Raw genomic sequence first — 26,491 nt, forward strand, 5'->3', positions numbered from 1 at the left:
CGGCCCTAAGCTGAAGGAACTGAATCGGTAGCTGGACAGACGTGGTGAACGGAAGAGGGGTGGGACCCAGGGTGAGCGCGTCAGGCACCGCTGCGGCCGGACAGGTCGAGCACATGCTGCGCCAGGTGGCACCCGGACGCTACGACGCGTACGAGAGGCTGCTGCACGCCCTGGCCGACGGCGAGGTCTGGATGCTGCTCTGGCAGGGCTCGCCCGGCTCGCCCGACGCCCAGTACGGGAACATGGAGGTCGACGGCTTCGGCTACGCGCCCTGCGTCACCTCCGCCCAGGAGCTCGCCGCCTCCGGCTGGAACCGCGCCCACGAGCTCGTCACCGGCCGCGAGATGGCCCGCGCCCTCTACCCCGACCGCTGGGGCATCTGGCTGAATCCGCACGCCCCCGGCGGCGGCGTCGGCATCCCCTGGGCCGATCTGCGCCGCATCGCCACCGGCCTCGACCGGATGCCCGCGGGACCCCTGCGCGTCAGCGAGCCCGCGCTGGAGATCCCGCAGTTCTACGCCCTGCTCACGCAGAACGCGCACCGTACGTCGGCCGTCCGGTCGCTGCGCCGCGGCTGGGTGCAGCCCGCGCTCGGCTCCCCGTACCTCGCCATCGGCCTCGACCTGTACGACACCTCCGCGGCCGCCGTCGACACGGTCCGGGCGATGATGCGCCAGTCGATCTCCGCCGTGCCCGACGGGCTGCCCGTCTCGACCGTCGCGCTCTCCGACGCGTACGACCCGGTGGCGCTCTGGCTGGGTGCCAACGCGCGCCCCTTCTACGACCGCGAGGCGCACGCGGGACGCGGATCCGCCGCCGTTCCGGGGTACGGCTACCCTCCGCCGACCCCGTCCGGATACTGAGACGTCACGCTTTCACCCTTGCTTCCCACCGGCCTCCGGAGTCTTCTCCGGAGGCCGTCGTTCGTCCCAATACCGCACCTCGAACGCCTAGTTGCGCTACATGTCCGATTGGGGGGAAGAGGACCCGAGATGGTCCGCTCAGGTGATCACGACGTCCGGATAACGGAAGTCGCAGCACCGCATCACGTTTGAGCAAACATTCCTCGTCAGGGCTGGCGGGTGATCGCGAACGCATTGAAGACTCCCCGGAACACCGGGCGTTCGGCTCCTATCGAACCGATGCCCAGCAGGTTGTTCCACCGAGCCGCTACCCGCGGCAGGGCAAGGGCCGGCTACCGGCGGCCGAGAGGGGTCCTCACCACGATGACGGCACCACTGCACGAGACGAGTGCGGGCGAGTCGACCGCCACCGTCGTCGGCACGCCCGACGCTCCCGGCACACCGGACAACTCCGGCACCCCCGACACCTCCGCCAAGGCGATCCAGGGGCGGTCGCCCTGGCAGATCGCCTGGACCCGCCTCAAGCGCGACAAACTCGCCCTCGCCGGCGCCTTCGTCGTCGTCTTCCTCATCCTGGTCGCGATCTTCGCCCCGGTCATCGTCGGACTCCTCGGCCACCCGCCGGACGAGTTCCACGAGGACCAGATCGACCCGCTCTTCGGCACCCCGATCGGCTCGTGGGGCGGCGTCAGCTCCGACTTCCTCCTCGGCGTCGAGCCCGTCAACGGGCGCGACGTCTTCAGCCGGATCGTCTACGGCGCCCGGATCTCGCTGCTCGTCGCCTTCCTCGCGGCGGTCTTCGCGGTCGTCCTCGGCACCGTCCTCGGCATCGTCGCGGGTTACTTCGGCGGCTGGATCGACGCGGTGCTCAGCCGGGTCATGGACGTGATGCTCGCCTTCCCGCAGCTGCTCTTCACGATCGCCCTGGTCTCCGTCCTGCCGAACGAACTCCTCGGCCTCGACGGCTCCGGCGTCCGTATCGCCGCCCTGGTGGTCGTGATCGGCTTCTTCGGCTGGCCGTACGTGGGCCGCATCGTCCGCGGCCAGACCCTCTCGCTGCGCAACCGCGAGTACGTCGAGGCCGCCCAGAGCCTCGGCGCCGGTCGCCTCTACATCCTCCGCCGCGAGCTGCTGCCCAACCTGATCGCCCCGATCACGGTCTACGCGACCCTCATGATCCCCACCAACATCCTCACCGAAGCGGCGCTCAGCTTCCTCGGCGCGGGTGTGAAGCCGCCCACCGCTTCCTGGGGACAGATGCTGTCGACGGCCATCACCACCTACGAGGCGGACCCTCTCTTCATGGTGATCCCCGGCCTCGCGATCTTCATCACCGTTCTGGCGTTCAACCTCTTCGGCGACGGCGTGCGTGACGCGCTCGACCCGAAGGGCTCCCGCTGACCGCTCGTCGACGACACCCAAGACCCGCCCCTGCCGCTGGCGACAGGAGGCTCATCCCCCAACGGCGGACCGACGTAACGGCCGCCACTATCCCGGAGGTTGCGAGACCCATGACTCTGATGAGCTCTCAGAGGCGCAGAATCGCCGCGGGCGCGCTGCTCGCGGCGGCCACGATGGTCGTCACCACCGCCTGTGGCGGCGGCGAGAGCGGCGGCGGCGACAAGGGCAAGGGCGGTGCGCCCGGCTTCAACGCCGGTGTGAACAAGGTCGCCAACGCCTCCGACAAGAAGGGCGGCGAGCTGAAGTTCATCGGCTCGCAGGACGCGGACTTCTGGGACCCGCAGCGCGGCTACTACGGTTTCGTCTGGGACTTCGCCCGCTACTACACGCGCCAGCTGGTGACCTTCAAGGCGGAGCCGGGCGCCGCCTCCACCGAGCTCGTCTCCGACCTCGCCACCGACACCGGCAAGGTCTCGGCCGACGGCCTCACCTACACCTTCACCCTGAAGGACGGGGTGACCTGGGAGGACGGCAAGCCGATCACCTCCAAGGACATCAAGTACGGCATCGAGCGCATCTGGGCCCAGGACGTCCTCTCCGGCGGCCCGATCTACCTCCAGCAGGTCCTCGACCCCAAGGGTGAGTACAAGGGTCCGTACAAGGACACCTCCGCGGACAAGCTCGGCCTCAAGGCGATCGAGACCCCGGACGACAAGACCATCGTCTTCAAGCTGCCGGTCGCCAACGGTGACTTCCTGCAGATGCTGGCCATGCCCGCCGCGTCCCCGGTCCGCCAGGACAAGGACACCAAGGCCAAGTACACCCTGAAGCCGTTCTCGTCCGGCCCGTACAAGTGGGAGTCCTACACTCCCAACAAGTCCCTCAAGCTCGTCCGCAACGACAAGTGGGACGCCAAGAGCGACAACGTCCGCAAGGCGCTGCCGGACAAGATCAGCGTCACGTTCACCACGAACGCCGACGACATGGACAACCGTCTGGTCGAGGGCGAGTACGACCTCGACATCAACGCGACGGGTGTCGGCGCCGCCGCCCGCCAGAAGGTGCTCCAGCAGCACAAGGGCAACGTCGACAACCCCCAGACGGGCTTCATCCGTTACGCGGTCTTCCCGCAGACGGTCATCCCCAACATCGAGTGCCGCAAGGCCATCATCTACGCGGCCGACTCCAAGTCCCTCCAGACCGCCCGCGGCGGCCCGCAGGCCGGTGGCGACATCGCCACCAACATGCTGCCGCCGGCGCTCAAGGGTGCCGACGCGAAGGCCGACCCGTACGGCAAGCTCGCCGGCGCGCCGGACCTCGCCAAGGCGAAGGAGGCCCTGAAGAAGTGCGGTAAGCCGGACGGCTTCAAGACCACGATCGCGGTCCGCAACAACAAGAAGATCGAGATCGCGACCGCCGAGTCCCTCCAGCAGTCGCTGAAGGCCGTCGGCATCGACGCCCAGATCGACCAGTTCGACGGCGCCCAGACCTCCGGCATCATCGGTTCGCCGAAGGTCGTCAAGGACAAGGGCTACGGCATCATCATCATGGGCTGGGGCGCCGACTTCCCGACCGGTCAGGGCTTCCTCCAGCCGCTGGTCGACGGCCGCTTCATCCTCCAGAGCGGTAACAACAACTTCTCCGAGCTGAACGACCCGGCCGTCAACGGCCTGTTCGACCAGGCGCTGAAGGAGACCGACCCGACCAAGGCCGGCGAGCTCTACAAGCAGATCAACACCAAGGTCTCGGAGGCCGCGGTCTACCTGCCCTTCACCCACGAGAAGAACATCATCTGGCGCAGCTCCCGGCTGACCAACGTGTACACGGCGGACGCCTACAACGGCCGCTACGACTACGCGTCGCTCGGCGTCGTCAAGTAATCCGCTCCGCTTCACCGGCGCACCACCCGCCGCCAGGTCCGAAGGGCAGGTGATGGCCGAGGGCGGCGGCCGGGGGACCCGATCGGGTCCCCCGGCCGCCGACCGGCCGACCGCATGCTTGCATACATAGTCCGACGGCTCTTCGCAGTCGTCGCGATGCTGCTCGTCGTCACCCTCGTGACGCTCAGCATCTTCTTCCTCATCCCCAAGATGACCGGCAGTGATCCTGCCGCGATGTTCGTCGGCAAGCAGGCGGATCCGGCCGCCATCGAAGCCGTCCGGCAGAAGCTGGGTCTGGACGAGCCGATCCTGGTGCAGTTCTGGCACTTCGTCTCCGGCATCTTCGTCGGTCGTGACTACACCGGCGGTGGCGACACCATCCACTGCGCGGCGCCCTGCTTCGGCTACTCGTTCCGCAGTGAGCAGGACGTCTGGTCGATGCTGGTCGAGGCATTCCCCGTCACCCTCTCCATGGTGATCGGCGCCGCCGTGCTGTGGCTGGTCCTGGGTGTCTCCACGGGTGTCGTCTCCGCGCTCAAGCGGGGCACGGTCATCGACCGCGTGGCGATGATCACGGCTCTCTCGGGCGTCTCGCTCCCCATCTTCTTCACCGCCATGCTGGCGATGCTGGTCTTCCGCACCCAACTGGACTGGGTCGACGCCACGTACGTGCCGCTCTCCGAGTCCTTCGGCGGCTGGTTCGGCGGCCTGCTGCTGCCCTGGGTGACGCTCGCCTTCCTGTACGCGGCGATGTACGCGCGGCTCACCCGCGCCACCATGCTGGAGGTCCTCGGCGAGGACTACATCCGTACCGCGCGGGCCAAGGGGCTCCCGGAGTCGGTCGTGCTCGGCAAGCACGCCATGCGCTCCACCATGACCCCCATCCTGACCATCTTCGGTATGGACCTCGGCGCCCTCGTCGGCGGCGCGATCCTGACCGAGACCGCGTTCAGCCTCCACGGACTGGGCGCCCTGGCCATCCGGGGCGTCAACGAGCGCGACCTGCCGCTGATCCTGGCCGTCACCCTCATCACCGCCGCCTGCGTGGTCATCGCCAACCTCGTGGTGGACCTTCTCTACGCAGTGATCGACCCCCGAGTGAGGCTCGCATGACGGACAAGCTGACGAAGACCGGCGCGGCCGTGGAAGAGCCCGTCGCCTCCGGGACGTCCGCCCCTTCCGGGAAGTCCGCCCCCTCCGACGCCTTCCTCGACGTACGCGACCTGAAGATCCACTTCCCGACCGACGACGGTCTGGTCAAGTCGGTCGACGGGCTCAGCTTCCAGCTGGAGAAGGGCAAGACCCTCGGCATCGTGGGCGAGTCCGGCTCCGGCAAGTCGGTCACCTCGCTCGGCATCATGGGCCTGCACACGGTCGGCCAGTACGGCCGCCAGAAGGCGAAGATCTCCGGCGAGATCTGGCTCAACGGCCGCGAGCTGCTCTCCGCGGACCCCGACGAGGTCCGCAGGATGCGCGGCCGCGAGATGGCGATGATCTTCCAGGACCCGCTGTCCGCGATGCACCCGTACTACACGATCGGTCACCAGATCGTGGAGGCGTACCGCGTCCACAACGACGTCGACAAGAAGACGGCGCGCCGGCGGGCCGTCGAACTCCTCGACCGGGTCGGCATCCCCGAGCCCGCCAAGCGGTTCGAGAACTACCCGCACGAGTTCTCCGGCGGCATGCGCCAGCGCGCGATGATCGCCATGGCGCTCGTCAACAACCCCGAGCTGCTCATCGCCGACGAGCCGACCACCGCGCTCGACGTCACCGTGCAGGCCCAGATCCTCGACCTGATGCGCGACCTCCAGAAGGAGTTCGGCTCCGCGGTCGTCATCATCACCCACGACCTCGGCGTCGTCGCCGAACTCGCCGACGACATCCTCGTGATGTACGGCGGGCGCTGCGTCGAGCGCGGGCCGGCCGAGTCCGTCTTCTACGAGCCGCAGCACCCCTACACCTGGGGCCTGCTCGGCTCGATGCCGAGGATCGACCGCGAGCAGACCGAGCGGCTCATCCCGGTCAAGGGCAACCCGCCCAGCCTCATCAACATCCCGAGCGGCTGCGCCTTCAACCCCCGCTGCCCGTACGCGGACGTTCCCAAGGGCGGCATCACGCGCACCCAGCGGCCCGAGCTGGCCCTCGCCGGCGAGCGGCACTACTCGGCCTGCCACATGCCGCAGGAGGAGCGGACCCGCATCTGGACCGAAGAGATTGCGCCGAAACTGTGAGCGACAACATGGAACCTCTGCTCAAGGTCACCGGCCTGAAGAAGCACTTCCCCATCAAGAAGGGGCTTCTCCAGCGCCAGACCGGTGCGGTCAAGGCGGTCGACGGGATCGACTTCGAGGTCCTGCCCGGTGAGACCCTCGGCGTCGTCGGCGAGTCCGGCTGCGGCAAGTCCACGATGGGCCGGCTCATCACCCGGCTCCTCGAACCCACCGACGGCACCGTCGAGTTCCAGGGCAAGGACATCTCCCACCTCGGCGTCGCGGGCATGCGTCCGTTCCGCCGGGACATCCAGATGATCTTCCAGGACCCGTACGGCTCGCTGAACCCGCGCCACACGGTCGGCACGATCGTCTCGGCCCCCTTCAAGCTCCAGGGCGTCGAGCCCGAGGGCGGCGTGCGCAAGGAGGTCCAGCGCCTCCTCGGCCTGGTGGGCCTCAACCCCGAGCACTACAACCGCTACCCGCACGAGTTCTCGGGCGGCCAGCGGCAGCGCATCGGCATCGCCCGCGCGCTGGCCCTGAAGCCGAAGCTGGTCGTCGCGGACGAGCCCGTCTCCGCCCTCGACGTCTCCATCCAGGCGCAGGTGGTCAACCTCCTGGACGACCTCCAGCAGGAGCTCGGCCTCACGTACGTGATCATCGCCCACGACCTGTCGGTCATCCGGCACGTCTCGGACCGCATCGCGGTGATGTACCTCGGCAAGATCGTCGAGCTCGCGGACCGCAAGTCCCTGTACGAGAACCCGATGCACCCGTACACCCGGGCCCTGATGTCCGCGGTCCCGATCCCGGACCCGCGCCGCCGGGGCGCCAAGAGCGACCGCATCCTGCTCACCGGCGACGTCCCGTCCCCGATCGCCCCGCCGCCGGGCTGCCGCTTCCACACCCGCTGCTGGAAGGCGACGGAGCTCTGCAAGACCCAGGAGCCGCCGCTGGTGGAACTCCGCCCGGGCCAGCGCGTGGCCTGCCACCACCCGGAGAACGCGGAGTTCCTGACGATCCCGGGCGCCCGGGAATCGGTCGAGATCACGAAGCCCGAGGCGGCCGAGGCGACCGAGGCCGCCGTGTCGAAGACGGAGGCCGCGCCCGCCGCGGCGAAGTCCGAGACGGCGAAGTCCGAGACGGCGAAGTCCGAGACGGCGAAGTCCGAGACGGCGGAGGCCGCCGCCGAGGCAGCGGAGCCGTCGGTCGAGGGCGACGCACCGAAGGCGTGACCCCGAGAGGCCCCTGCCGCGCGGACGCGGCAGGGGCCTCCGGCGTACCCGGGCCGCTGCCGGCTCCCTGGTCGCCCCTGGACGCCCGCCGCACGGCAGTGGGGCCGGGGGCCGGCGCCCGCGGCGCGGAGCGGACGCGCACGGGGGTTCGGGGGCGGAGCCCCCGGTCCCGTCAGGGTTTCGGGGAGGGGCGGGGTGGGGGAGCCGCCGCCCCCTCAAGAGCAACCGGCACAATTGGGCGGTGCTCCACGATCTGTTCAGCCCCGATGTCCAGCACGCCCTGGACCTCGTCGGCATCTTCGTCTTCGCCATCTCCGGCGCCCTCCTCGCCGTCCGCAAGAACTTCGACGTCTTCGGCATAGCGGTCCTCGCCGAGGTCACCGCCCTCGGCGGCGGTCTTCTCCGCGACCTGATCATCGGCGCCGTACCCCCCGCCGCCTTCGCCGACCTCGGCTACTTCGTCATGCCGCTGGTCGCGACCGTCCTCGTCTTCTTCCTCCATCCTGAGGTCGAGCGGACCCAGACCGCCGTCAACGTCTTCGACGCCGCCGGCCTCGGACTCTTCTGCGTGACCGGTACGACGAAGGCGTACGACTACGGCCTCGGCCTCACCTCCTCCGCCGCGCTCGGGCTCGCTACGGCCGTCGGCGGCGGTGTCCTGCGGGACGTGCTGGCCAACGAGGTGCCGTCCCTGCTGCGCTGGGACCGGGACCTGTACGCCGTGCCCGCGATCGTCGGAGCGACGATGGTGGTCCTCTGCATCCGCTTCGACGTGCTCAACGCGTACACCAGCGGCGCCGCCGTCCTCACGGCCTTCGTGCTCCGGCTCCTCGCGATGCGCTACCACTGGCGGGCGCCCCGCGCCTGGAACCGCCGCTCCTCCGCCCGCGAGGAGCCCGAAAAAGCTACCGCTCAGTAGCTAGCTGCGGTACCGTCGGAACCATGAGCACGAGCACCGAGACGAACGCCGTCGAGACCGTGAAGGCGACGGCCGCCCCGACGGCCGAGTTCGACCGCGACACCGCCGTCACCCTCCGGGCCCCCGGTGTCTACGACGCCGACCTCTCCGCCGGCTGGACGATCATCCACGCCGTCAACGGCGGCTACCTCCTCGCCCTGCTCGGCCGCGCCCTCGGCGACCACCTCCCGCACCCCGACCCGTTCACGATCTCGGCGCACTACCTCACGCCGTCCGTGCCGGGCCCCGCGGTGATCCGGACCGAAACCGTCCGCACCGGCCGGACGCTCTCCACCGGACAGGCCTCGCTCTTCCAGTACGCCGAGGACGGCACCGAGGTCGAGCGCATCCGCGTCCTCGCCTCGTACGGCGACCTCGACGGCCTCCCCGACGACGTCCGCACCACCGCGACGCCGCCCGCGATGGCCCCGATAGAGAACTGCTTCAGCGCCTCCGACAACCCGGCCCCGAGGATCCCCGGCTCCTCCGCCATCGCCGACCGGCTGGACCTCCGCCTCGACCCGGCCTGTGTGGGCTGGGCGATCGGCGCCCCGTCCGGCAAGGGCGAGATGCGGGCCTGGTTCGGCCTCGCCGACGGCCGCGAGCCGGACGCGCTCTCCCTGCTGCTCACCGTCGACGCGCTGCCGCCGACCTCCTTCGAGCTCGGTCTCAAGGGCTGGACCCCGACCGTGGAGCTCACCACCCACATCCGCTGCCGCCCGGCCCCCGGCCCGCTGCGGGTCTCCATCACGACCCGCAACCTCGCCGGCGGCTTCCTGGAGGAGGACGCCGAGGTCTGGGACAGCGCCGACCGCCTGGTCGCCCAGTCCCGCCAGCTGGCCCGCGCCCCGCGCGCCTGAACACCCGGGCCCCGGGCCCACCGACGACCCGGGCCCAGGGGTCAGGACGCCCCGGGCCCCGTCGTGAGCGGGGGCGTAAACAGGCCAGGCGCCGGGGCCGCCGCGGTGGGCTCGTAGAATCGACCCACCATGGCTTACCTCGACCACGCCGCGACCACGCCCATGCTGCCCGAGGCGATCGAGGCGATGACCTCCCACCTCGCCGTCGCGGGCAACGCCTCCTCTCTGCACGCCGCCGGACGGCGGGCCCGGCGGACCGTCGAGGAGGGGCGCGAGACGCTCGCCGCCGCTCTCGGCGCGCGGCCCAGCGAGGTCGTCTTCACCTCCGGCGGCACCGAGGCCGACAACCTCGCCGTGAAGGGCCTCTACTGGGCCCGCCGCGACGCCGACCCCCGCCGCACCCGCGTCCTCGCCAGCCCGGTCGAGCACCACGCCGTCCTCGACGCCGTCGACTGGCTGGCCACGCACGAGGGCGCCGAGGTGGAGTACCTGCCGGTCGACCGCCACGGCCGGGTGCACCCCGAGGCCCTGCGCGAGGCGATCGCCCGTGACCCCGGTTCCGTCGCCCTCGCCACCGTCATGTGGGCCAACAACGAGATCGGCACCGTCATGCCGGTCCGCGAACTCGCCGACGTCGCCGCCGAGTTCGACGTGCCCCTGCACGCCGACGCCGTCCAGGCCGTCGGTCAGGTTCCGGTCGACTTCAGCACCTCCGGTCTCGCCGCCATGACCGTCTCCGGCCACAAGATCGGCGGGCCGTACGGGATCGGCGCCCTCCTCCTCGGCCGCGAGTACACCCCCGTCCCCGTCCTGCACGGCGGCGGCCAGGAGCGGCACGTCCGCTCCGGCACCCTCGACGTGCCCGCCGTCGCCGCCTTCGCCGTCGCCGCCCGGCTCGCCACCGAGCGCCGCGAGGAGTTCGCCCGCGAGATCGGCGCCCTGCGCGACGAGCTCGTCGGCGCCGTCCGCTCGGTCGTCCCCGACGCGATCCTCGGCGGCGACCCCGTCGAACGGCTCCCCGCCAACGCCCACTTCACCTTCCCCGGCTGCGAGGGCGACTCCCTGCTCCTCCTCCTCGACGCCGCCGGCATCGCCTGCTCCACCGGCTCCGCCTGCACCGCCGGCATCGCCCAGCCGAGCCACGTCCTGCTCGCCACCGGCACCGACCCGGACCTGGCCCGGGGCACCCTGCGCTTCTCGCTGGGCCACACCTCCACCAAGGAGGACGTGGCGGCGGTCGCCGAGGCGATCGGCCCGGCCGTCGAACGGGCCAGGACCGCGGGCCTCAGCTGAGGCCCACCCCCGCATCCACCTCACACGGGCTTCTTCGACGCCTCGCGCACCAGCCGCAGATAGCGGTCCCAGTCCCAGTGCGGCCCGGGATCGGTGTGGTCGGTGCCCTCGACCTCCACGTGCCCGATGATGTGCTCCCGGTCCACCGGTATCCCGTACCGCGCGCAGATGTCGGCCGTCAGCCGCGCCGACCCCGCGTACATCGCGGCCGTGAAGTCCTGCGGCCGGTCGACGAAGCCCTCGTGCTCGATGCCGATGCTCCGCTCGTTCATGTCGCGGTTCCCGGCGTGGAAGCCGACGTCGAGCTCCCGGATCATCTGCGCCACGTGACCGTCCTTGCGGACGACGTAGTGCGCCGCCGCCCCGTGCCCCGGGTTCTTGAAGACCTTCAGCGCGGTCGCGTAACTGCCCTGGACGACATGGATGACGACCCGGTCGATCCGGTAGTCGTCCGGCCGGTCGGCCCGCCGCCAGTTCGCCCGCGCCGCCGAGCTCCACTCGGCGCCCTTGTGGTCGAGCTCTCCGTCGACCCGCTTCTTCTCCATGCCCGGCAGCCGCCACCACAGCCGCGCCAGCTCGTCCCGGGCCAGTGCGGCCGTACCCACCACGGCGACCCCGCCGCCGAGCAGCACGGCCCGCCGCCCCACCCGCCTGTCCGACCCGCTCCCCTTGCTCCCCATGCACCAGAGAACGCTTACTCCCGCGACCAAGGTTCCCGGGCCCCGTACCCTGGTAGGGCTATGACTCAGACCCCGCCCTCGCGCCCCCGCACCCTCCGGGTCCTCGCCGCCATGTCCGGCGGCGTGGACTCCGCCGTCGCCGCCGCCCGTGCCGCCGAAGCAGGCCACGACGTCACCGGCGTGCACCTCGCGCTCTCCGCGAACCCGCAGTCGTTCCGTACCGGAGCGCGCGGCTGCTGCACGATCGAGGACTCGCGCGACGCGCGCCGGGCCGCCGACGTCATCGGCATCCCCTTCTACGTGTGGGACCTCGCCGAGCGGTTCCGCGAGGACGTCGTCGACGACTTCGTCGCCGAGTACGAGGCCGGCCGTACCCCCAACCCCTGCCTGCGCTGCAACGAGAAGATCAAGTTCGCTGCGCTGCTCGACAAGGCGCTCGCCCTCGGCTTCGACGCGGTCTGCACCGGCCACTACGCCACGGTCGTCCTCAACGAGGACGGCACGCGGGAGCTGCACCGCGCCTCCGACATGGCGAAGGACCAGTCGTACGTCCTCGGGGTGCTCGACGAGAAGCAGCTCGCGCACGCGATGTTCCCGCTCGGCGACACCCTCACCACCAAGGACGAGATCCGGGCGGAGGCCGAGCGGCGCGGACTCGCGGTCGCGAAGAAGCCCGACAGCCACGACATCTGCTTCATCGCCGACGGCGACACCCAGGGCTTCCTCGCCTCCCGGCTGGGCAAGGCGGAGGGCGACATCGTCGACGAGGCGGGCGCGAAGATCGGCAGCCACGACGGCGCGTACGGCTTCACCATCGGCCAGCGCAAGGGCCTGCGGATCGGCCACCCGGCCGCCGACGGCAAGCCCCGCTACGTCCTCGACATCTCGCCCGTGAACAACACCGTCACCGTCGGCCCGGCCGAGGCCCTCGACGTCACCGCCCTCACGGCGATCAAGCCCCGCTGGTGCGGCACCGCCCCCGAGGGCCCGGGCCGCTACACCGCCCAGCTCCGCGCCCACGGCGGCGAGACCGAGGTGACGGCCGCCCTCGCGGACGGCGAGCTCACGGTCGCCTTCGCCGAGCCGGTCCGCGGCGTCGCCCCCGGCCAGGCGATCGTGCTCTACGACGGCACGCGCGTGGTCGGCTCGGCCACGATCGCCACGACGACCCGCCGCACGACGGAGCCCACCCCCGCGTAGGGCGTGTGTCGAAAGTCCCGCCTGCCGGGCGGCGCCCGGCACGCACGCTCGCCGCGTTGTCGGGATCACCCCGATACATCCAGTATCGGGGCGACCCTCCGCCTTGCGATCGCACGCACCGGACACCGCCCGGCCTGCCCTTCGGGCAGACGGCGCTACTTTCGACACACGCCCTGGCTCCGGCGCCTACGCCGCCCCGCTCGTCTCCCGGTCGTCCGTCAGGAAGTCCTCCAGGACCGGCGCCAGGACGTGCGGGGCCACCTCGTGCGTCTGGCCCGTCAGCGTGCGGTGGCGGGCCCGGGGGAGTACCGCCGTCAGGGCGCGGGCCGCCCGGCGCGCCCACACCGGGCTCGCGCCCCCGTCGACGACCAGCACGCGCGCGTGGACCCCGGCGAGGCGCCGCTCCGGCACCGTCCCGTCGCCGAGGACGGCGTGGTCGTACGCGAGCGTCGACGCCAGCTCCTCCCGGCCGGGCCAGGCCACCGGTACGGCCGACTCCGCCAGGAACAGGTCCAGGGCGGCGCCCCGCTGCCCCCGGCCGAGCAGCGCCGCCGCCCTGCCGTGCGGTACGGCGGCCTCCGCCGAGTACGGCGGCTCGTACACCGACACGGGACCCGTCGACAGCCCGGCGGCCACCGCGGCGAGCGCCAGGGCGCCCCCCGTGCCCGTCCCGTGCAGCGCCGCGCCGGCCCCGGCCTCCCCGACCACCGCCGCCAGGTCCTCGATCTCCCGCTCCACCGCGTACGGTCCCGTGTCGCCGCTCCCGCCGCGCCCCCGCCGGTCGTACGCCACGACCGAGAAGCGCCCGGCCAGGAACCCGGCGAGGGGCCGCTCGCTCGCGGCCGTGCACAGGGTCCCGCTCACCAGGACCACCGGCGGCCCGTCCCCGTACCGCTCGTAGGCGATCGGCGTCCCGTCCCGGGACGTGACCCGTCCCCGGACCCTGCTCAGCGTGGTGTCCACCTCGTCCATGGCAGTGCAGACCCGGCCCGTCACCGGAACTCATCGCCACGCGGGGGGATTTCCCGAAGAATCTTGGAAGCCGCTGGTCAGGCCCTACGGTGGAGCGCATGAACATCTGCGTCTTCCTCTCCGCCGCCGACCTCGACGAGCGCTACACCGCCCCCGCGCGCGAGTTCGCCGGTCTTCTCGGCAAGGCCGGTCACACCCTCGTCTGGGGCGGCTCCGACTCGGGACTGATGAAGGTCGTCGCCGACGGCGTCCAGGAGGCGGGCGGCCGACTCGTCGGCGTCTCCGTCGACTTCCTCGCCGCCAAGGCCCGCCCGAACGCGGACGAGATGGTCACCACCCGGGATCTGGCCGAGCGGAAGGCGCTCCTCCTCGCCAAGTCCGACGCGATCGTGGTCATGGTGGGCGGCACCGGCACCCTCGACGAGGCCACCGAGATCCTGGAGCTGAAGAAGCACGGCAAGCACGCCAAGCCGGTGGTCCTGCTCAACACGGCGGGCTTCTACGACGGTCTGAAGGCCCAGTTCCACCGCATGGAGGACGAGGGCTTCCTCCCGCTCCCCCTCGCCGACCTCGTCTTCTTCGCGGAGGACGGCCGGACGGCCCTCGCGTATCTGGAGGACAACATCGGCTCCCGCTGATGGGAGCATGGCTCCCATGGCTACACATGTGATCACCGGAGCCGGTTCCGGCATCGGCGCGGCCGTCGCGCGCCGCCTCCACGCGCGCGGGGACGACCTCGTGCTCCACGCGCGTGACGCGGGGCGGGCCAAGGAGCTCGCCGCCGCCTTCCCCGGCGCCCGGACCCTCGTCGGGGACCTGGCCGACCCGGACCGGCTCTCCTGGGCCTTCTCGCACCAGAGCCTCCCCGACCGGGTGGACGGCCTCCTGCACATCGCGGGCGTCGTCGACCTCGGGCCGATCGGGGAGCTCACCCCGAAAGCCTGGCACCAGCAGCTCAACGTCAACCTGGTCGCCCCCGCCGAGCTGACCCGGCACTTCCTGCCGCAGCTCCGGGTCTCCAAGGGCCATGTCGTCTTCGTGAACTCGGGCGCCGGGCTCAACGCGCACGCCGAGTGGGGCGCTTACGCGGCCTCGAAGCACGGCCTGAAGGCCCTCGCGGACTCCCTGCGCCACGAGGAGCACGCCAACGGGGTGCGGGTGACCTCGGTCTACCCGGGCCGCACCGCGAGCCCCATGCAGGCGAAGGTGCACCAGCAGGAGGGCAAGGAGTACGACGCGTCGAAGTGGATCGACCCGGAGTCGGTCGCGACGGCGATCCTGACGGCGATCGACCTGCCGCGCGACGCCGAGATCAACGACCTGACCGTCCGTCCGGGACGGTAGGACGGTGGACATGAGCGACACCGGCGTGAGCGGAACCGGCGTGAGCGGCACCGACATCAGCGGCACCGACATGAGCGACACGAGACTCTGGTCCCCCGCCACCGGCGTCGGGTCCATGCCCGGCGGCGACGCGCGAGAGGCGGCCAGGACGGTCACCGGCTCCTTCGAGGACTTCCCCTTCCTCGCGGAGCTGCCCGCCCGCGGGCCCGGCGCCGACATGATCGGCCGGACCATCGGCATGCTCGTCGACATGTACGCGCACGTCGAGCCGAGCGGCTGGCGGATCAGCGACCGGCCCGGCCGGGACACCAAGCGGGCCCGCTCCTGGCTCGGCGAGGACCTGGACGCCCTGGAGGAGTTCACCCAGGGGTACGAGGGCCCGCTCAAGGTCCAGGCCGTCGGCCCGTGGACCCTCGCCGCCGCCCTGGAACTGCGCGGCGGCGAGGCGGCCCTCGGCGACGCGGGCGCCTGCCGCGATCTGGTCGGCTCCCTCGCCGAAGGACTCCGCACCCACCTCGCGGAGCTGGCCAAGCGCGTCCCCGGCGCGCGGGTCGTCCTCCAGCTCGACGAGCCCTCGCTCACCGCCGTCCTGCGCGGACACGTCCGCACCGCCAGCGGCTACCGCACCTACCGGGCCGTCGACCGGCAGGTCGTGGAGAGCGCCCTGCGGGACGTGATCGCGGTCCACGACGGGCCGGTGGTCGTCCACTCCTGCGCCCCCGACGTCCCCTTCGCGCTGCTGCGCAGGGCCGGCGTCGCCGGGGTCTCGTTCGACTTCGGGCTCCTCACCGAACGTGACGAGGAGACGATCGGCGAGACCGTGGAGGCCGGCACGAAGCTCTTCGCCGGTGTGGTGCCGTCCACCGACGGCCCGTTGTCGGACCCGGGCGGTAGCGTCATGGGTGTCAGGACGCTGTGGCGCAGGCTGGGGCTGAATCCGGGGATTCTCGCGGAGTCCGTGGTCGTCACCCCCACGTGCGGGCTCGCGGGCGCTTCGCCCGCCTACGCCCGTGCGGCGCTCGCCCACTGCGCCCGGGCGGCGAGATCGCTCGCGGACAACCCAGAGTGACCGGGTTTCGAGGCACGGGAGGACGGACGAAGGTGGCAGTCGAACAGGGGGCCCCGCCCGCCGAGGCACGGGAGAAGCACGCCGACCTGGCGGAGCGGATCGAGGAGCACCGCTTCCGGTACTACGTGAAGGACCAGCCGGTCATCAGCGACGGCGAGTTCGACACGCTCCTGCGCGCGCTCGAAGCGCTGGAGGAGGAGTACCCGGAGCTGCGCACGCCCGACTCGCCGACCCAGAAGGTCGCCGGGCAGTACGAGACCGACTTCACCTCCGTCGAGCACCGGGAGCGCATGCTCTCCCTGGACAACGCCTTCGACGACGAGGAACTGGCCGCCTGGGCCGAGCGGATCGCGCGGGACGTCGGCACCCCCGACTACCACTACCTGTGCGAGCTCAAGGTCGACGGCCTGGCCGTGAACCTGACGTACGAGCACGGGCGGCTGACCCGGGCCGCGACCCGCGGCGACGGCCGCGCCGGCGAGGACATCACGCCCAACGTGCGGACGATCGCCGACATCCCGGACCGGTTGCACGGCGACCGCGTCCCGGAGCTCGTCGAGATCCGCGGCGAGGTCTACTTCCCGATGGAGGCCTTCGAGGGGCTCAACGCCCGCCTGGTGGAGGCGGGGGACAAGCCCTTCGCCAACCCGCGCAACGCGGCGGCGGGTTCCCTCCGCCAGAAGGACCCCAAGGTCACCGCCTCCCGTCCGCTCCACATGGTGGTCCACGGCATCGGCGCCCGCGAGGGCTTCGACATCGACTGCCTCTCCCACGCCTACGAGCTGCTGCGCGAGTGGGGCCTGCCGACCGCCCGGCACAACAGGGTGGTCGACTCGCTCGACGGCGTGCGGGAGTTCATCGCGTACTTCGGCGAGAACCGCCACTCCGTGGAGCACGAGATCGACGGCGTCGTCGTCAAGCTCGACGAGATCCCCCTCCAGGGCCGCCTCGGCTCCACCGCACGCGCCCCGCGCTGGGCCATCGCCTGGAAGTACGCGCCGGAGGAGGTCAACACCAAGCTGGTCGACATCAAGGTCGGTGTCGGCCGCACCGGTCGCGTCACGCCGTACGCGCAGGTGGAGCCGGTGACGGTGGCCGGGTCCGAGGTCGAGTTCGCCACCCTCCACAACCAGGAGGTGGTGAAGGCCAAGGGCGTGCTGATCGGCGACACGGTCGTGCTGCGCAAGGCCGGCGACGTGATCCCCGAGATCCTCGGGCCGGTCGCCGACCTGCGGGACGGCAGCGAGCGGGAGTTCGTGATGCCGGCCGAGTGCCCGGAGTGCGGGACGCCGCTGAAGGCGATGAAGGAGGGCGACATCGACCTCCGCTGCCCGAACGCACAGACCTGCCCCGCCCAGCTCCGCGAGCGGCTCTTCTTCCTCGCCGGACGCCAGTGCCTGGACATCGAGAACTTCGGCGCGGTCGCCGCGGCGGCGCTGACCCGCCCGCTGGAGCCGGCCGAGCCGCCGCTGGTGGACGAGGGCGACCTCTTCGACCTCACCATCGAGCGGCTCCTGCCGATCAAGGCGTACGTCCTCGACCCGGACAGCGGGCTCCCCAAGCGGGACCCGAAGACCGGCGAGGCGAAGATCGTCACGGTCTTCGCCAACCAGAAGGGCGAGCCGAAGAAGAACGCCCTGTCGATGCTGGAGAACATCGCGGCGGCCAAGGAGCGCCCGCTCGCCCGCTTCATCAACGGACTGTCGATCCGGCACGTGGGGCCGGTCGCGGCCGAGGCGCTGGCCCGTGAGTTCCGCTCCCTGGAGCGGATCGAGCAGGCGAGCGAGGAGGAGCTCGCGGCCGTCGACGGGGTCGGCGGGATCATCGCCGCCGCCGTGAAGCAGTGGTTCTCCGAGGAGTGGCACCGCGAGATCGTGCGCAAGTGGCGCGCCGCTGGAGTCGCCCTGGAGGACGAGGGCGCCGGCGAGGACGAGGGCCCGCGTCCGCTGGAGGGCCTCACGGTCGTGGTGACCGGCACCCTGGAGAAGTTCACCAGGGATGGCGCGAAAGAGTCCCTCCAGGCGCTCGGAGCGAAGGTGACCGGTTCCGTTTCGAAGAAGACCGCCTTCGTGGTGGTGGGTGAAAACCCTGGTTCGAAGTACGACAAGGCGATGCAGCTGAAGGTTCCGGTTCTCGACGAGGAAGGCTTCTCGGTCCTGCTCGAACAGGGTCCCGACGCCGCTCGGGAGGCCGCGGTCCCGGTCGCCGGGTAGCCGCCCTCCACCCCGCGAAAAGCTCACCCGTTCGGCGCATACCAGATCGTTACGGGTGGCCGGTCCGCATTCGGGCAAGACATGGAGAGCGCTGCCCGTCGGAGCCCTCGGCGGCCTAGTGTGGTGACCGTGCGTCTTGTCCCGCACGGCCGAGCGAGGGCTTGCCGGTCGGGCGTGCCCAGGACGAACGGCCAAGTGGCATGAGGAACGGCCGCCCGGTGGCGGCCGCATGGCGGAGGGCCGGACCACGGACGGCCGCGCGACCGCGGCCCATCGCACACCGACGGCACCGCCGCCTGTGAGAGGGACGGGAATGGAACCGACCGAGAGCGCCGCCCCGGGCCCACGGCCGTACGGCCGTGTGGTCCCCACGGGCTTCCCCTCCCGGCTGCCCGCAGCCGTGGTGGGTATCGCAGCCGTCGTGCTCGTCGTCGGCCTCCAGCGGGCCCTGAGCACCGGACACGGACTCTTCCCCGGCGGGGTCGTCGGCTGGTCCCTCGCCCTCCTCACCGGCCTCATCGTCGGCCACCTGGTCGCCCTGGGCCGCGACCGCTGGTGGGGCGGCACCGGCTCCGGCGCCGCCCTCACCCTCGCCGTCCTCCTGCTGTACGGCTGGGTGCCCGCCGGACTGGTCTCGCTGACCGTCGTCGCCCTCGTCGGCGCGGCCCGCCGGCACCGCTGGCGCCAGGGCCTCCTGCACGGCGCCGCCGACGTCCTCGGCGTCGGCGCCGCCGCCCTCGTCCTCGCCCTCTTCGGAGACGTACCGACCGTCGAACAGCCCTGGCAGCCCCTCGACTGGTCGATCGAGGACCTCCCGGAAGTCGTCCTCGCCGCGGCGGCCTATCTCGTGGTGACCCGGATCCTCCTGTGGTACACGCTCGCGCCCCAGGGCCGCGGACTGCCCACCATCGCCCGCACCGCGCTCCTCCGGCAGGGGCTCGTCGCCGTCGCCCTGCTCGGCATCGCCCCGCTCATCTGCGTCGTCGCCGCCTCCCGGCCCGTCCTGCTGCCGCTCTTCGCCGTCCCCCTCATCGCCCTCGACTCCACCCTCTGGATCGCCCGCGCCCGCGCCGAGGAGCAGCTGCGCGACCCGCTGACCGGGCTCCCCAACCGCCAGTGGCTCCTGGAGCGGGCCTGGACCGCCCTGGAGGAGGCCGAGGGCGTAGGCACCCGCGCCGCCCTCGTCCTGATCGACCTCGACCGTTTCCGATCGGTCAACGACACCCTCGGGCACCTCGCGGGTGACCGCCTCCTCCTCCAGATAGCCGACCGGCTCCGGCTCGCCCTGCCGCACGGAGCCGAGGCCGCCCGGCTCGGCGGAGACGAGTTCGCCGTCCTGCTGCCCACCGCCGACTCCACCACCAGCGCCCAGCGCGTCGCGCGCCACCTCGTCGCCGAACTCTCCTCCCCGCTCGACCTCGACGGACTCACCCTCGTCCTGGAGGCCAGCGCCGGCGTCGCTGTCTTCCCCGACCACGCCCTCGACGCCGAGGGCCTGCTGCGCCGCGCCGACGTCGCCATGTACCAGGCCAAGCGGGACCGCACCGGTGTCGAGGTCTACGAGTCGAAGCGCGACTCCAACACCCCCGACCGGCTCGGCCTCCTCGGCGACCTGCGCCGCGCCCTCGACGCCGGCGACGTCGAGCTCCACTACCAGCCCAAGGTCCGCTTCGACGGCCAGGTCGCCGGCCTGGAGGCGCTCGTCCGCTGGGTCCACCCGGAGCGCGGAAAGGTCCCGCCGGACGAGTTCATCGCCATCGCCGAGTCCTCCGGCCTCATGCCCCACCTCACCGAGTACGTCCTGGAGACCGCCCTCGCCCAGGTCGCCCGCTGGCGCGCCCAGGGCCTCAACGTCCCGGTCGCCGTCAACGTCTCGCCGCGCGACGTCCACACCCCCGGCTTCGCGGGCGCCGTCGCCGCCCGCCTCGCCCGCCACGGGGTCCCGGCCGGAGCGCTCCAGCTGGAGATAACCGAGCACGTGCTCCTGGAGGACCCCCAGCGGGCCGCCGACACGCTCAACGGGCTCACCGGCCACGGCGTCAAGATGTCCCTCGACGACTTCGGCACCGGCTACTCCTCCCTCGTGCACCTGCGCCGGCTGCCCGTCAGCGAACTGAAGATCGACCGCTCCTTCGTCGCCCGGCTCGCCGTCGACACCGAGGACGCCGAGATCGTCCGCTGCACCCTCGACCTCGCCCACTCGCTCGGCCTCGTCGTCGTCGCCGAGGGAGTGGAGGACGACGAGACCTGGGAGCGCCTCCGCGACCTGGGCTGCGACGCCGTCCAGGGCTGGCTGGTCGCCGCGGCGATGCCGCCCGCCGAAGCGACCGCCTGGCTCCTGGCCCGCGGCGAACACGGCTGGCGCCGCCCCGCCGACATCGCGGCCGAGGTCGAGCTGGACCACCCCTCGGGCCAGGTCGTGCAGTAGGGGGTCGACCGATCGGGCCCGGCTCCGGCCGAACCGTTTCACGGGGAGCGGCGCGGGCCCCATAGGATGGGCCAACACCATCAAGCTCACCCCGTGAGGATCCGCATGCCTGGCATCACGCGCGAGGAGGTCGCCCACCTCGCACGGCTGGCGCGTCTGGAGCTGAAGGGCGAAGAACTCGATCACTTCGCCGGCCAGCTCGACGACATCATCGGCGCGGTCGCCCGCGTCTCCGAGGTCGCCGACCAAGACGTACCGCCGACCTCCCACCCGCTGCCGCTGACCAATGTCATGCGCGCGGACGAGGTCCGTCCGTCGCTCACCCCCGAGCAGGCGCTCTCCGGCGCCCCGGCCCAGGAGCAGCAGCGTTTCAAGGTGCCGCAGATCCTGGGGGAGGACTAGTCATGACGGACAACATCATCATCAAGCTCACGGCCGCCGAGATCGCCGGGAAGATCGCCGCGGGCGAGCTCACCGCCGTCCAGGTGACCGAGGCCCACCTGGCCCGTATCGAGGCCGTCGACGAGAAGGTCCACGCCTTCCTGCACGTCGACCGCGAGGGCGCCCTCGCCCAGGCGCGCGCCGTCGACGAGAAGCGCGCCCGGGGCGAGAAGCTCGGCCCGCTGGCCGGCGTCCCGCTCGCGCTCAAGGACATCTTCACCACGGTCGGCATTCCGACCACCGTCGGTTCGAAGATGCTCGAGGGCTGGATCCCGCCGTACGACGCGACCCTGGTCAAGAACCTGAAGGCCGCCGACGTCGTCATCCTCGGCAAGACCAACATGGACGAGTTCGCGATGGGCTCCTCCACGGAGAACAGCGCCTACGGTCCGACCGGCAACCCCTGGGACCTGACCCGGATCCCCGGCGGCTCCGGCGGCGGCTCCTCGGCCGCCCTCGCGGCGTACCAGGCCCCGCTCGCCATCGGTACGGACACCGGCGGCTCCATCCGCCAGCCCGCCGCCGTCACCGGCACCGTCGGCGTCAAGCCGACCTACGGCGCGGTCTCCCGCTACGGCATGGTGGCCTTCTCCTCCTCCCTCGACCAGGGCGGCCCCTGCGCCCGTACGGTCCTGGACGCGGCGCTGCTGCACGAGGCGATCGCCGGGCACGACCCGCTCGACTCGACCTCCATCGACGCCCCGGTCCCGCCGGTCGTCGAGGCCGCCCGCAACGGCTCGGTCGCCGGCATGCGCGTCGGTGTCGTCAAGCAGTTCCGCGGCGAGGGCTACCAGGCCGGTGTCGTGCAGCGCTTCGACGAGTCCGTCGAGCTGCTCAGGTCGCTGGGCGCCGAGATCGTCGAGCTGGACTGCCCGACCTTCGACCTCGCCCTGTCGGCGTACTACCTGATCGCGCCGTCCGAGTGCTCCTCGAACCTGGCCCGCTTCGACGCCATGCGTTACGGCATGCGGGTCGGCGACGACGGCACGCGGTCCGCCGAGGACGTCACGGCCCTCACCCGTGAGGCCGGCTTCGGCGACGAGGTGAAGCGCCGCATCATCCTCGGTACGTACGCGCTGAGCTCCGGCTACTACGACGCGTACTACGGCTCGGCGCAGAAGGTCCGCACGCTCATCACCCGCGAGTTCGAGAAGGCCTTCGAGGAGGTGGACGTGATCGTCTCCCCGACGACCCCCACCACCGCCTTCCCGATCGGCGAGCGCGCCGACGACCCGATGGCGATGTACCTCGCGGACCTGTGCACCATCCCGACCAACCTGGCCGGCAACGCCGCCATGTCGCTCCCCTGCGGCCTCGCGCCCGAGGACGGTCTGCCGGTCGGCCTGCAGATCATCGCTCCCGCCATGAAGGACGACCGGCTCTACAAGGTCGGCGCCGCCGTCGAGGCCGCCTTCGTGGAAAAGTGGGGGCATCCGCTGCTTGAGGAGGCTCCGTCGCTATGAGTGCCATGGCAAAGAAGGCCAAGAACTTCAAGAAGTCCAAGACCGGCGTCTACGTCTCGCTGGCGACCACCGCGTTCGGTGCCATCAGCGTCGCGAAGCAGGCCAAGCTGGCCCGCAACGACAACGACATGCTGCGGCTGATCGACTCCGCCGTGTCCGCCGCCGCCATCGTTACCGGCCTGGCGATCCTCTACCGGGAGCTCAAGCGCCTGGGCGACGACGACGTCCTGCTGGGCTGAGAGGGAAAGTCTCACCGTGACTGTCACTGAACTGCTGTCGTACGACGCGGCCCTCGCGGCGTTCGACCCCGTCATGGGCCTGGAGGTCCATGTCGAGCTCGGCACCAAGACGAAGATGTTCTGCGGCTGCTCGACCGAGCTGGGCGCGGAGCCGAACTCGCAGACCTGCCCGACCTGCCTCGGCATGCCCGGCTCGCTGCCGGTGGTCAACGCGATCGGCGTCGAGTCCGCCATCAAGATCGGCCTCGCGCTGAACTGCGAGATCGCCGAGTGGTGCCGCTTCGCCCGGAAGAACTACTTCTATCCGGACATGCCGAAGAACTTCCAGACCTCCCAGTACGACGAGCCGATCGCCTTCAACGGCTACCTGGACGTCCAGCTGGAGGACGGCGAGATCTTCCGCGTGGAGATCGAGCGCGCCCACATGGAGGAGGACACCGGCAAGTCCACCCACATCGGTGGCGCGACCGGCCGCATCCACGGCGCCTCGCACTCCCTGCTCGACTACAACCGGGCCGGCATCCCGCTCATCGAGATCGTCACCAAGCCGATCGAGGGCGCGGGCGAGCGGGCCCCCGAGGTCGCCAAGGCGTACGTCGCCGAGCTGCGCGAGCTGATCCGCGCCCTCGGCGTCTCCGAGGCGCGCATGGACAAGGGCCAGATGCGCTGCGACGTGAACCTGTCGCTGCGCCCGAACGGCACCAAGACCTTCGGCACCCGCTCGGAGACGAAGAACGTCAACTCGCTCCGTTCGGTGGAGCGCGCGGCGCGCTTCGAGATCCAGCGCCACGCGGCCGTGCTCACCTCCGGTGGCACGATCGTGCAGGAGACCCGTCACTTCCACGAGGACGACGGCTCCACCACCTCCGGCCGCATCAAGGACAACGCCGAGGACTACCGGTACTTCCCGGAGCCCGACCTCGTCCCCGTCGCCCCGGCCCGCGCGTGGGTCGAGGAGCTGCGCGGCGGTCTGCCCGAGCTGCCGCGGGTGCGCCGCAACCGGCTGCGCGAGGAGTGGGGCGTGTCCGAGCTGGACATGCAGTCCATCCTCAACGCGGGCGCGGTCGACGCGATCGTCGCCACGATCGAGGAGGGCGCGGACGCGGCCTCGGCCCGCAAGTGGTGGATGGGCGAGCTCGCCCGTAACGCCAACGAGCAGGGCGTCTCCCTGGAGGAGCTGGCGATCACCCCGTCGGACGTGGCCCGGGTCTCCGCCCTGGTCGCCGCCGGTGATCTGAACGACAAGCTGGCCCGTCAGGTCATCGAGGGCGTCCTCGCCGGCGAGGGCACCCCCGACGAGGTCGTCGAGAAGCGCGGTCTGAAGGTCGTCTCCGACGACGGCGCGCTCGGCGCGGCGGTCGACGAGGCCATCGCGGGCAACGCGGGCATCGCCGACAAGATCCGCGGCGGCAAGGTCGCCGCGGTCGGCGCCCTGGTGGGTGCGGTCATGAAGGCGACCCGCGGCCAGGCGGACGCGGCGCGCGTGAAGGACCTGATCCTGGAGAAGCTGGGCGTCAGCGAGGGCTGAGCCTCTTCTCGTACGGACATGTGAGCGGCCCCGCACCGGAGTTCCGGTGCGGGGCCGCTCGTCGTCGTACGCGCTACCGCTTGAGCAGCGGGGCGGCGATGACCGCGTTGCCGGAGTCGGTGCAGGTCGCCTCCACCTTGAGCCGCAGCCGCAGGGCCCCTTCGATGTTCAGGGACTTGGTGATCGGCTTTCCGAGGTCCACGGTCTCGTTGAAGAGGGCGGGCTGGTCGTCCACGGAGATGACGACCCGTGCGGACTCGATCCTGGAGCCGTCGTCGATCCCGGCGGTGAACTCGAAGGTCTTCCACTCGCGGTTGAGGTCGTACTCGACGTACGCGCCGTTGTAGCAGTCGCCGATGAGGGCGGCGCCGTACTCCTTGGTGTCGATCTTCGCGCTGCCGATGGCGAAGTCGTCGGGTTCGCTGACCGAGGCGAGGGCGGTCAGATCGGCGACGGGCAGGTCCCGCACCGAGCCGGGGTCGTCGGTCGGGCTGGCGGAACCCTCCGGGTCCGTGGCCGGGGTGTCCGTCGGTTCCTCGGAGGTCGGCTGCTCGGAGGTCGGCTCCTCCGTGGGCTCCTCCGTCGGGGCTTCCGTCGTGGGCTCCGTCGTGGCGGGCGCGGAGGTGGTGGCCACGGTGGACGGGCCGCCGCCGGCCCTGTTCTTGCCGTCCTCGCCCTCCTTGTCGCCGAGCAGCTGGACGCCGATCACCGCGAGGACGGCGATCAGGACGACCCCGGCAGCGGCACCGATGAGGGGGCCCTTGCGGCGGCGGCGCCGCGGCTCGGGTGCGGAGGGAGCCGTCGACGCGGGCGCGGACGCCGCGGGAGGCGTCGGGGGACCGAAGCCGGGCGTCGCGACGGTGGGCGGCTCGGCGGACGGCTCCGGTACGAGGGGCTGCGGGGCCACGACGGGCTGCGGGGCCACGGGCTGGGGAGCCACGACCGGCGGCTGGGCCACCGGCGGCTGGGCCACGGGTGGCTGGGCCACCGGCGCGGCCACCGGCGTGGGCGGCGGGGTCGCGGGCGGGGGCGGGCCCACGGGAGGTGCCACCGGCGGTACCGCGGGCGCCGCCACGGGCCGCGCGGTGGGGACCGGCGGGACCGCGTCCTGGACCGTCGCGGGGCGCGAGGTCGTCGTGGACACCATCCCGTGCCGGACGTCCTTCACCCAGGACGACAGGGAGAGCGGGCGGCGGTCCGCGTCGGCCGCCGCGATGCTCAGCACCCGCTCGCGCTGCTCCGCCGGCAGCCCCGCGATCTGCGGGAGCGCGCTGAGCGCCGCCACCAGCTGCTCGGGCGCGGTGGGCGGGGACTCCCCGCTGAGCAGGAAGTACGCGATGGCGCCGAAGGCATAGCGGTCGGTGCTCGGGGTGCGCTTGCCCGCGAAGATCTCCGGTGCCGCGTATCCGGGGGTGAACCACACCTCGGCGGTCTGGTGGTCGGCGGTCAGTTTGCTCAGACCGAAGTCGACCAGGGTGGCCTGGCCGTGCTCGTCGACCATGACGTTGCCCGGGGACAGGTCGCCGTGGACGACGGTCCGCCCGGAGGGCGTGGCCTTCCCTGAGTGCAGCCAGTCCAGGACGTCCGCGAGCTGCTCCAGGGTCCGCATCACCTCGCGCCGCTCGCCCGGCGTGGTGAGCGTGCGCTCGGCCCGCCAGTCGCGCAGGTCGAGGCCGTCGACGTGGTTCATGACGAGCACCAGGGCCCGGCCGGTGATGCTTCCGGACTCGCCCGGGCGGTGGATCGGCGGGCCCTGGAAGTGCTCCCGTACGCCGACCACACCCGGCCGGTGGACAAAGCGCAGCAGCTCGGCCTGCTCGTTCCACTTCTGGCTGATCCGCTCGAACACCTCGGGCGTGATCGTCGTCTTCGAGTCGAGGATCTTGACGACGACGGGCTCCGTGCCGCCGGCCAGCTGGATCTCCGCGAGATAGAGCACGGCTTCGCCGCCCCGCCCGATGGACCGGAGGAGCCGGTACCGGTCAGGAGTGGAGTCGGGCCCGATGTGGTGTGCCGTGTTGCTCAATTTTCCCCCAGGGCACAGTGATTGACTGAGGATCAGCTTGCCGTTCCGGTGTGTCGGAGGTCAACGCGGGAGTGGTCCCGCACAATGGTCCGGTGCTCCGGGGCCTCCCGGCGCGGGGCGAAGATGGCCGGAGATCGCTTGGATTCCCGGCGCGTCCTCTTGGACGTTCACCGCCACGCCCCCGT

The 26,491-nt window shown here is 71.6% G+C and carries 22 protein-coding genes; 19 read left to right on the forward strand and 3 right to left on the reverse strand.

Annotated features, from left to right (window positions below):
- Positions 1–71: 71 nt before the first annotated feature.
- The 9 genes from OG361_RS27800 to OG361_RS27840 all read left to right on the forward strand — a co-directional run bounded on the left by OG361_RS27800 (position 72) and on the right by OG361_RS27840 (position 10,703).
- A complete protein-coding gene (locus OG361_RS27800; protein ID WP_405857799.1) occupies positions 72–863 on the forward strand; it encodes an enhanced serine sensitivity protein SseB C-terminal domain-containing protein in 792 nt (263 codons plus the stop codon).
- Between the two features lie 363 nt (positions 864–1,226).
- Positions 1,227–2,264, forward strand: coding sequence for an ABC transporter permease (locus OG361_RS27805; protein ID WP_405857801.1), 1,038 nt, complete (start codon positions 1,227–1,229; stop codon positions 2,262–2,264).
- 110 nt (positions 2,265–2,374) lie between these two features.
- Positions 2,375–4,144, forward strand: coding sequence for an ABC transporter substrate-binding protein (locus OG361_RS27810; RefSeq protein ID WP_405857803.1), 1,770 nt, complete (start codon positions 2,375–2,377; stop codon positions 4,142–4,144).
- A gap of 114 nt (positions 4,145–4,258) precedes the next feature.
- Entirely contained in the window at positions 4,259–5,257 is a 999-nt protein-coding gene (locus tag OG361_RS27815; protein WP_405857805.1) for an ABC transporter permease, read from the forward strand.
- Entirely contained in the window at positions 5,254–6,378 is a 1,125-nt protein-coding gene (locus tag OG361_RS27820) for an ABC transporter ATP-binding protein (RefSeq protein WP_405857807.1), read from the forward strand. The genes OG361_RS27815 and OG361_RS27820 overlap by 4 nt, the downstream gene beginning before the upstream one ends.
- An 8-nt stretch (positions 6,379–6,386) precedes the next feature.
- Positions 6,387–7,592, forward strand: a complete 1,206-nt coding sequence (locus tag OG361_RS27825) for an ABC transporter ATP-binding protein (protein ID WP_405857809.1) — start codon at positions 6,387–6,389, stop codon at positions 7,590–7,592.
- 241 nt (positions 7,593–7,833) lie between these two features.
- Positions 7,834–8,511, forward strand: coding sequence for a trimeric intracellular cation channel family protein (locus OG361_RS27830; protein ID WP_405857811.1), 678 nt, complete (start codon positions 7,834–7,836; stop codon positions 8,509–8,511).
- Positions 8,512–8,534: 23 nt separating this feature from the next.
- A complete protein-coding gene (locus OG361_RS27835) occupies positions 8,535–9,410 on the forward strand; it encodes a thioesterase family protein (RefSeq protein WP_405857813.1) in 876 nt (291 codons plus the stop codon).
- A 129-nt stretch (positions 9,411–9,539) separates the two neighbouring features.
- Positions 9,540–10,703 (forward strand): cysteine desulfurase family protein, encoded by a 1,164-nt coding sequence (locus OG361_RS27840; protein WP_405857815.1) that lies wholly within the window; start codon positions 9,540–9,542, stop codon positions 10,701–10,703.
- Between the two features lie 20 nt (positions 10,704–10,723).
- Here the strand turns inward: OG361_RS27840 and OG361_RS27845 are convergent, their stop codons facing one another.
- On the reverse strand, positions 10,724–11,383 hold the full coding sequence (locus OG361_RS27845; protein ID WP_405857817.1) for an N-acetylmuramoyl-L-alanine amidase: 660 nt from the start codon (positions 11,381–11,383) through the stop codon (positions 10,724–10,726).
- 60 nt (positions 11,384–11,443) lie between these two features.
- Here OG361_RS27845 and mnmA point away from each other — a divergent pair, with 60 nt between their 5' ends.
- Entirely contained in the window at positions 11,444–12,583 is a 1,140-nt protein-coding gene (gene mnmA / locus OG361_RS27850) for a tRNA 2-thiouridine(34) synthase MnmA (protein ID WP_405857819.1), read from the forward strand.
- 186 nt (positions 12,584–12,769) lie between these two features.
- Here the strand turns inward: mnmA and OG361_RS27855 are convergent, their stop codons facing one another.
- Positions 12,770–13,555 carry an alpha/beta fold hydrolase gene (locus OG361_RS27855; RefSeq protein WP_405857822.1) on the reverse strand — a complete coding sequence of 262 codons (786 nt, stop codon included), beginning with the start codon at positions 13,553–13,555 and terminating at the stop codon, positions 12,770–12,772.
- A gap of 98 nt (positions 13,556–13,653) precedes the next feature.
- Here OG361_RS27855 and OG361_RS27860 point away from each other — a divergent pair, with 98 nt between their 5' ends.
- The 9 genes from OG361_RS27860 to gatB all read left to right on the forward strand — a co-directional run bounded on the left by OG361_RS27860 (position 13,654) and on the right by gatB (position 24,280).
- A complete protein-coding gene (locus OG361_RS27860; RefSeq protein ID WP_384570827.1) occupies positions 13,654–14,193 on the forward strand; it encodes a TIGR00730 family Rossman fold protein in 540 nt (179 codons plus the stop codon).
- A gap of 7 nt (positions 14,194–14,200) precedes the next feature.
- Positions 14,201–14,899 carry an SDR family oxidoreductase gene (locus OG361_RS27865; protein ID WP_405857824.1) on the forward strand — a complete coding sequence of 233 codons (699 nt, stop codon included), beginning with the start codon at positions 14,201–14,203 and terminating at the stop codon, positions 14,897–14,899.
- Between the two features lie 70 nt (positions 14,900–14,969).
- On the forward strand, positions 14,970–15,968 hold the full coding sequence (locus OG361_RS27870) for a methionine synthase (RefSeq protein WP_405862466.1): 999 nt from the start codon (positions 14,970–14,972) through the stop codon (positions 15,966–15,968).
- Positions 15,969–16,000: 32 nt separating this feature from the next.
- Positions 16,001–18,181: an NAD-dependent DNA ligase LigA gene (gene ligA / locus OG361_RS27875; RefSeq protein ID WP_405857826.1), complete on the forward strand. Its 2,181-nt coding sequence runs from the start codon at positions 16,001–16,003 to the stop codon at positions 18,179–18,181.
- A 313-nt stretch (positions 18,182–18,494) separates the two neighbouring features.
- Entirely contained in the window at positions 18,495–20,609 is a 2,115-nt protein-coding gene (locus tag OG361_RS27880) for a putative bifunctional diguanylate cyclase/phosphodiesterase (RefSeq protein WP_405857828.1), read from the forward strand.
- 105 nt (positions 20,610–20,714) lie between these two features.
- Entirely contained in the window at positions 20,715–21,011 is a 297-nt protein-coding gene (gene gatC, locus OG361_RS27885; RefSeq protein ID WP_015036350.1) for an Asp-tRNA(Asn)/Glu-tRNA(Gln) amidotransferase subunit GatC, read from the forward strand.
- A 2-nt stretch (positions 21,012–21,013) separates the two neighbouring features.
- Entirely contained in the window at positions 21,014–22,513 is a 1,500-nt protein-coding gene (gatA, locus tag OG361_RS27890) for an Asp-tRNA(Asn)/Glu-tRNA(Gln) amidotransferase subunit GatA (RefSeq protein WP_384570837.1), read from the forward strand.
- The gene (locus OG361_RS27895) at positions 22,510–22,752 is read left to right on the forward strand and encodes a hypothetical protein (RefSeq protein ID WP_386296505.1); all 243 of its coding nucleotides are present in this window, start codon (positions 22,510–22,512) and stop codon (positions 22,750–22,752) included. Before gatA ends, OG361_RS27895 begins: the two co-directional genes overlap by 4 nt.
- Before the next feature lie 16 nt (positions 22,753–22,768).
- Positions 22,769–24,280, forward strand: a complete 1,512-nt coding sequence (gene gatB / locus OG361_RS27900; protein WP_405857831.1) for an Asp-tRNA(Asn)/Glu-tRNA(Gln) amidotransferase subunit GatB — start codon at positions 22,769–22,771, stop codon at positions 24,278–24,280.
- Between the two features lie 73 nt (positions 24,281–24,353).
- Here gatB and OG361_RS27905 read toward each other — a convergent pair whose 3' ends face one another.
- Positions 24,354–26,306: a protein kinase domain-containing protein gene (locus OG361_RS27905; protein WP_405857833.1), complete on the reverse strand. Its 1,953-nt coding sequence runs from the start codon at positions 26,304–26,306 to the stop codon at positions 24,354–24,356.
- Positions 26,307–26,491 lie beyond the last annotated feature (185 nt).

Origin of the sequence: Streptomyces sp. NBC_00090 (assembly GCF_045160815.1) — a bacterium.
Classification (GTDB): Bacteria; Actinomycetota; Actinomycetes; order Streptomycetales; family Streptomycetaceae; genus Streptomyces.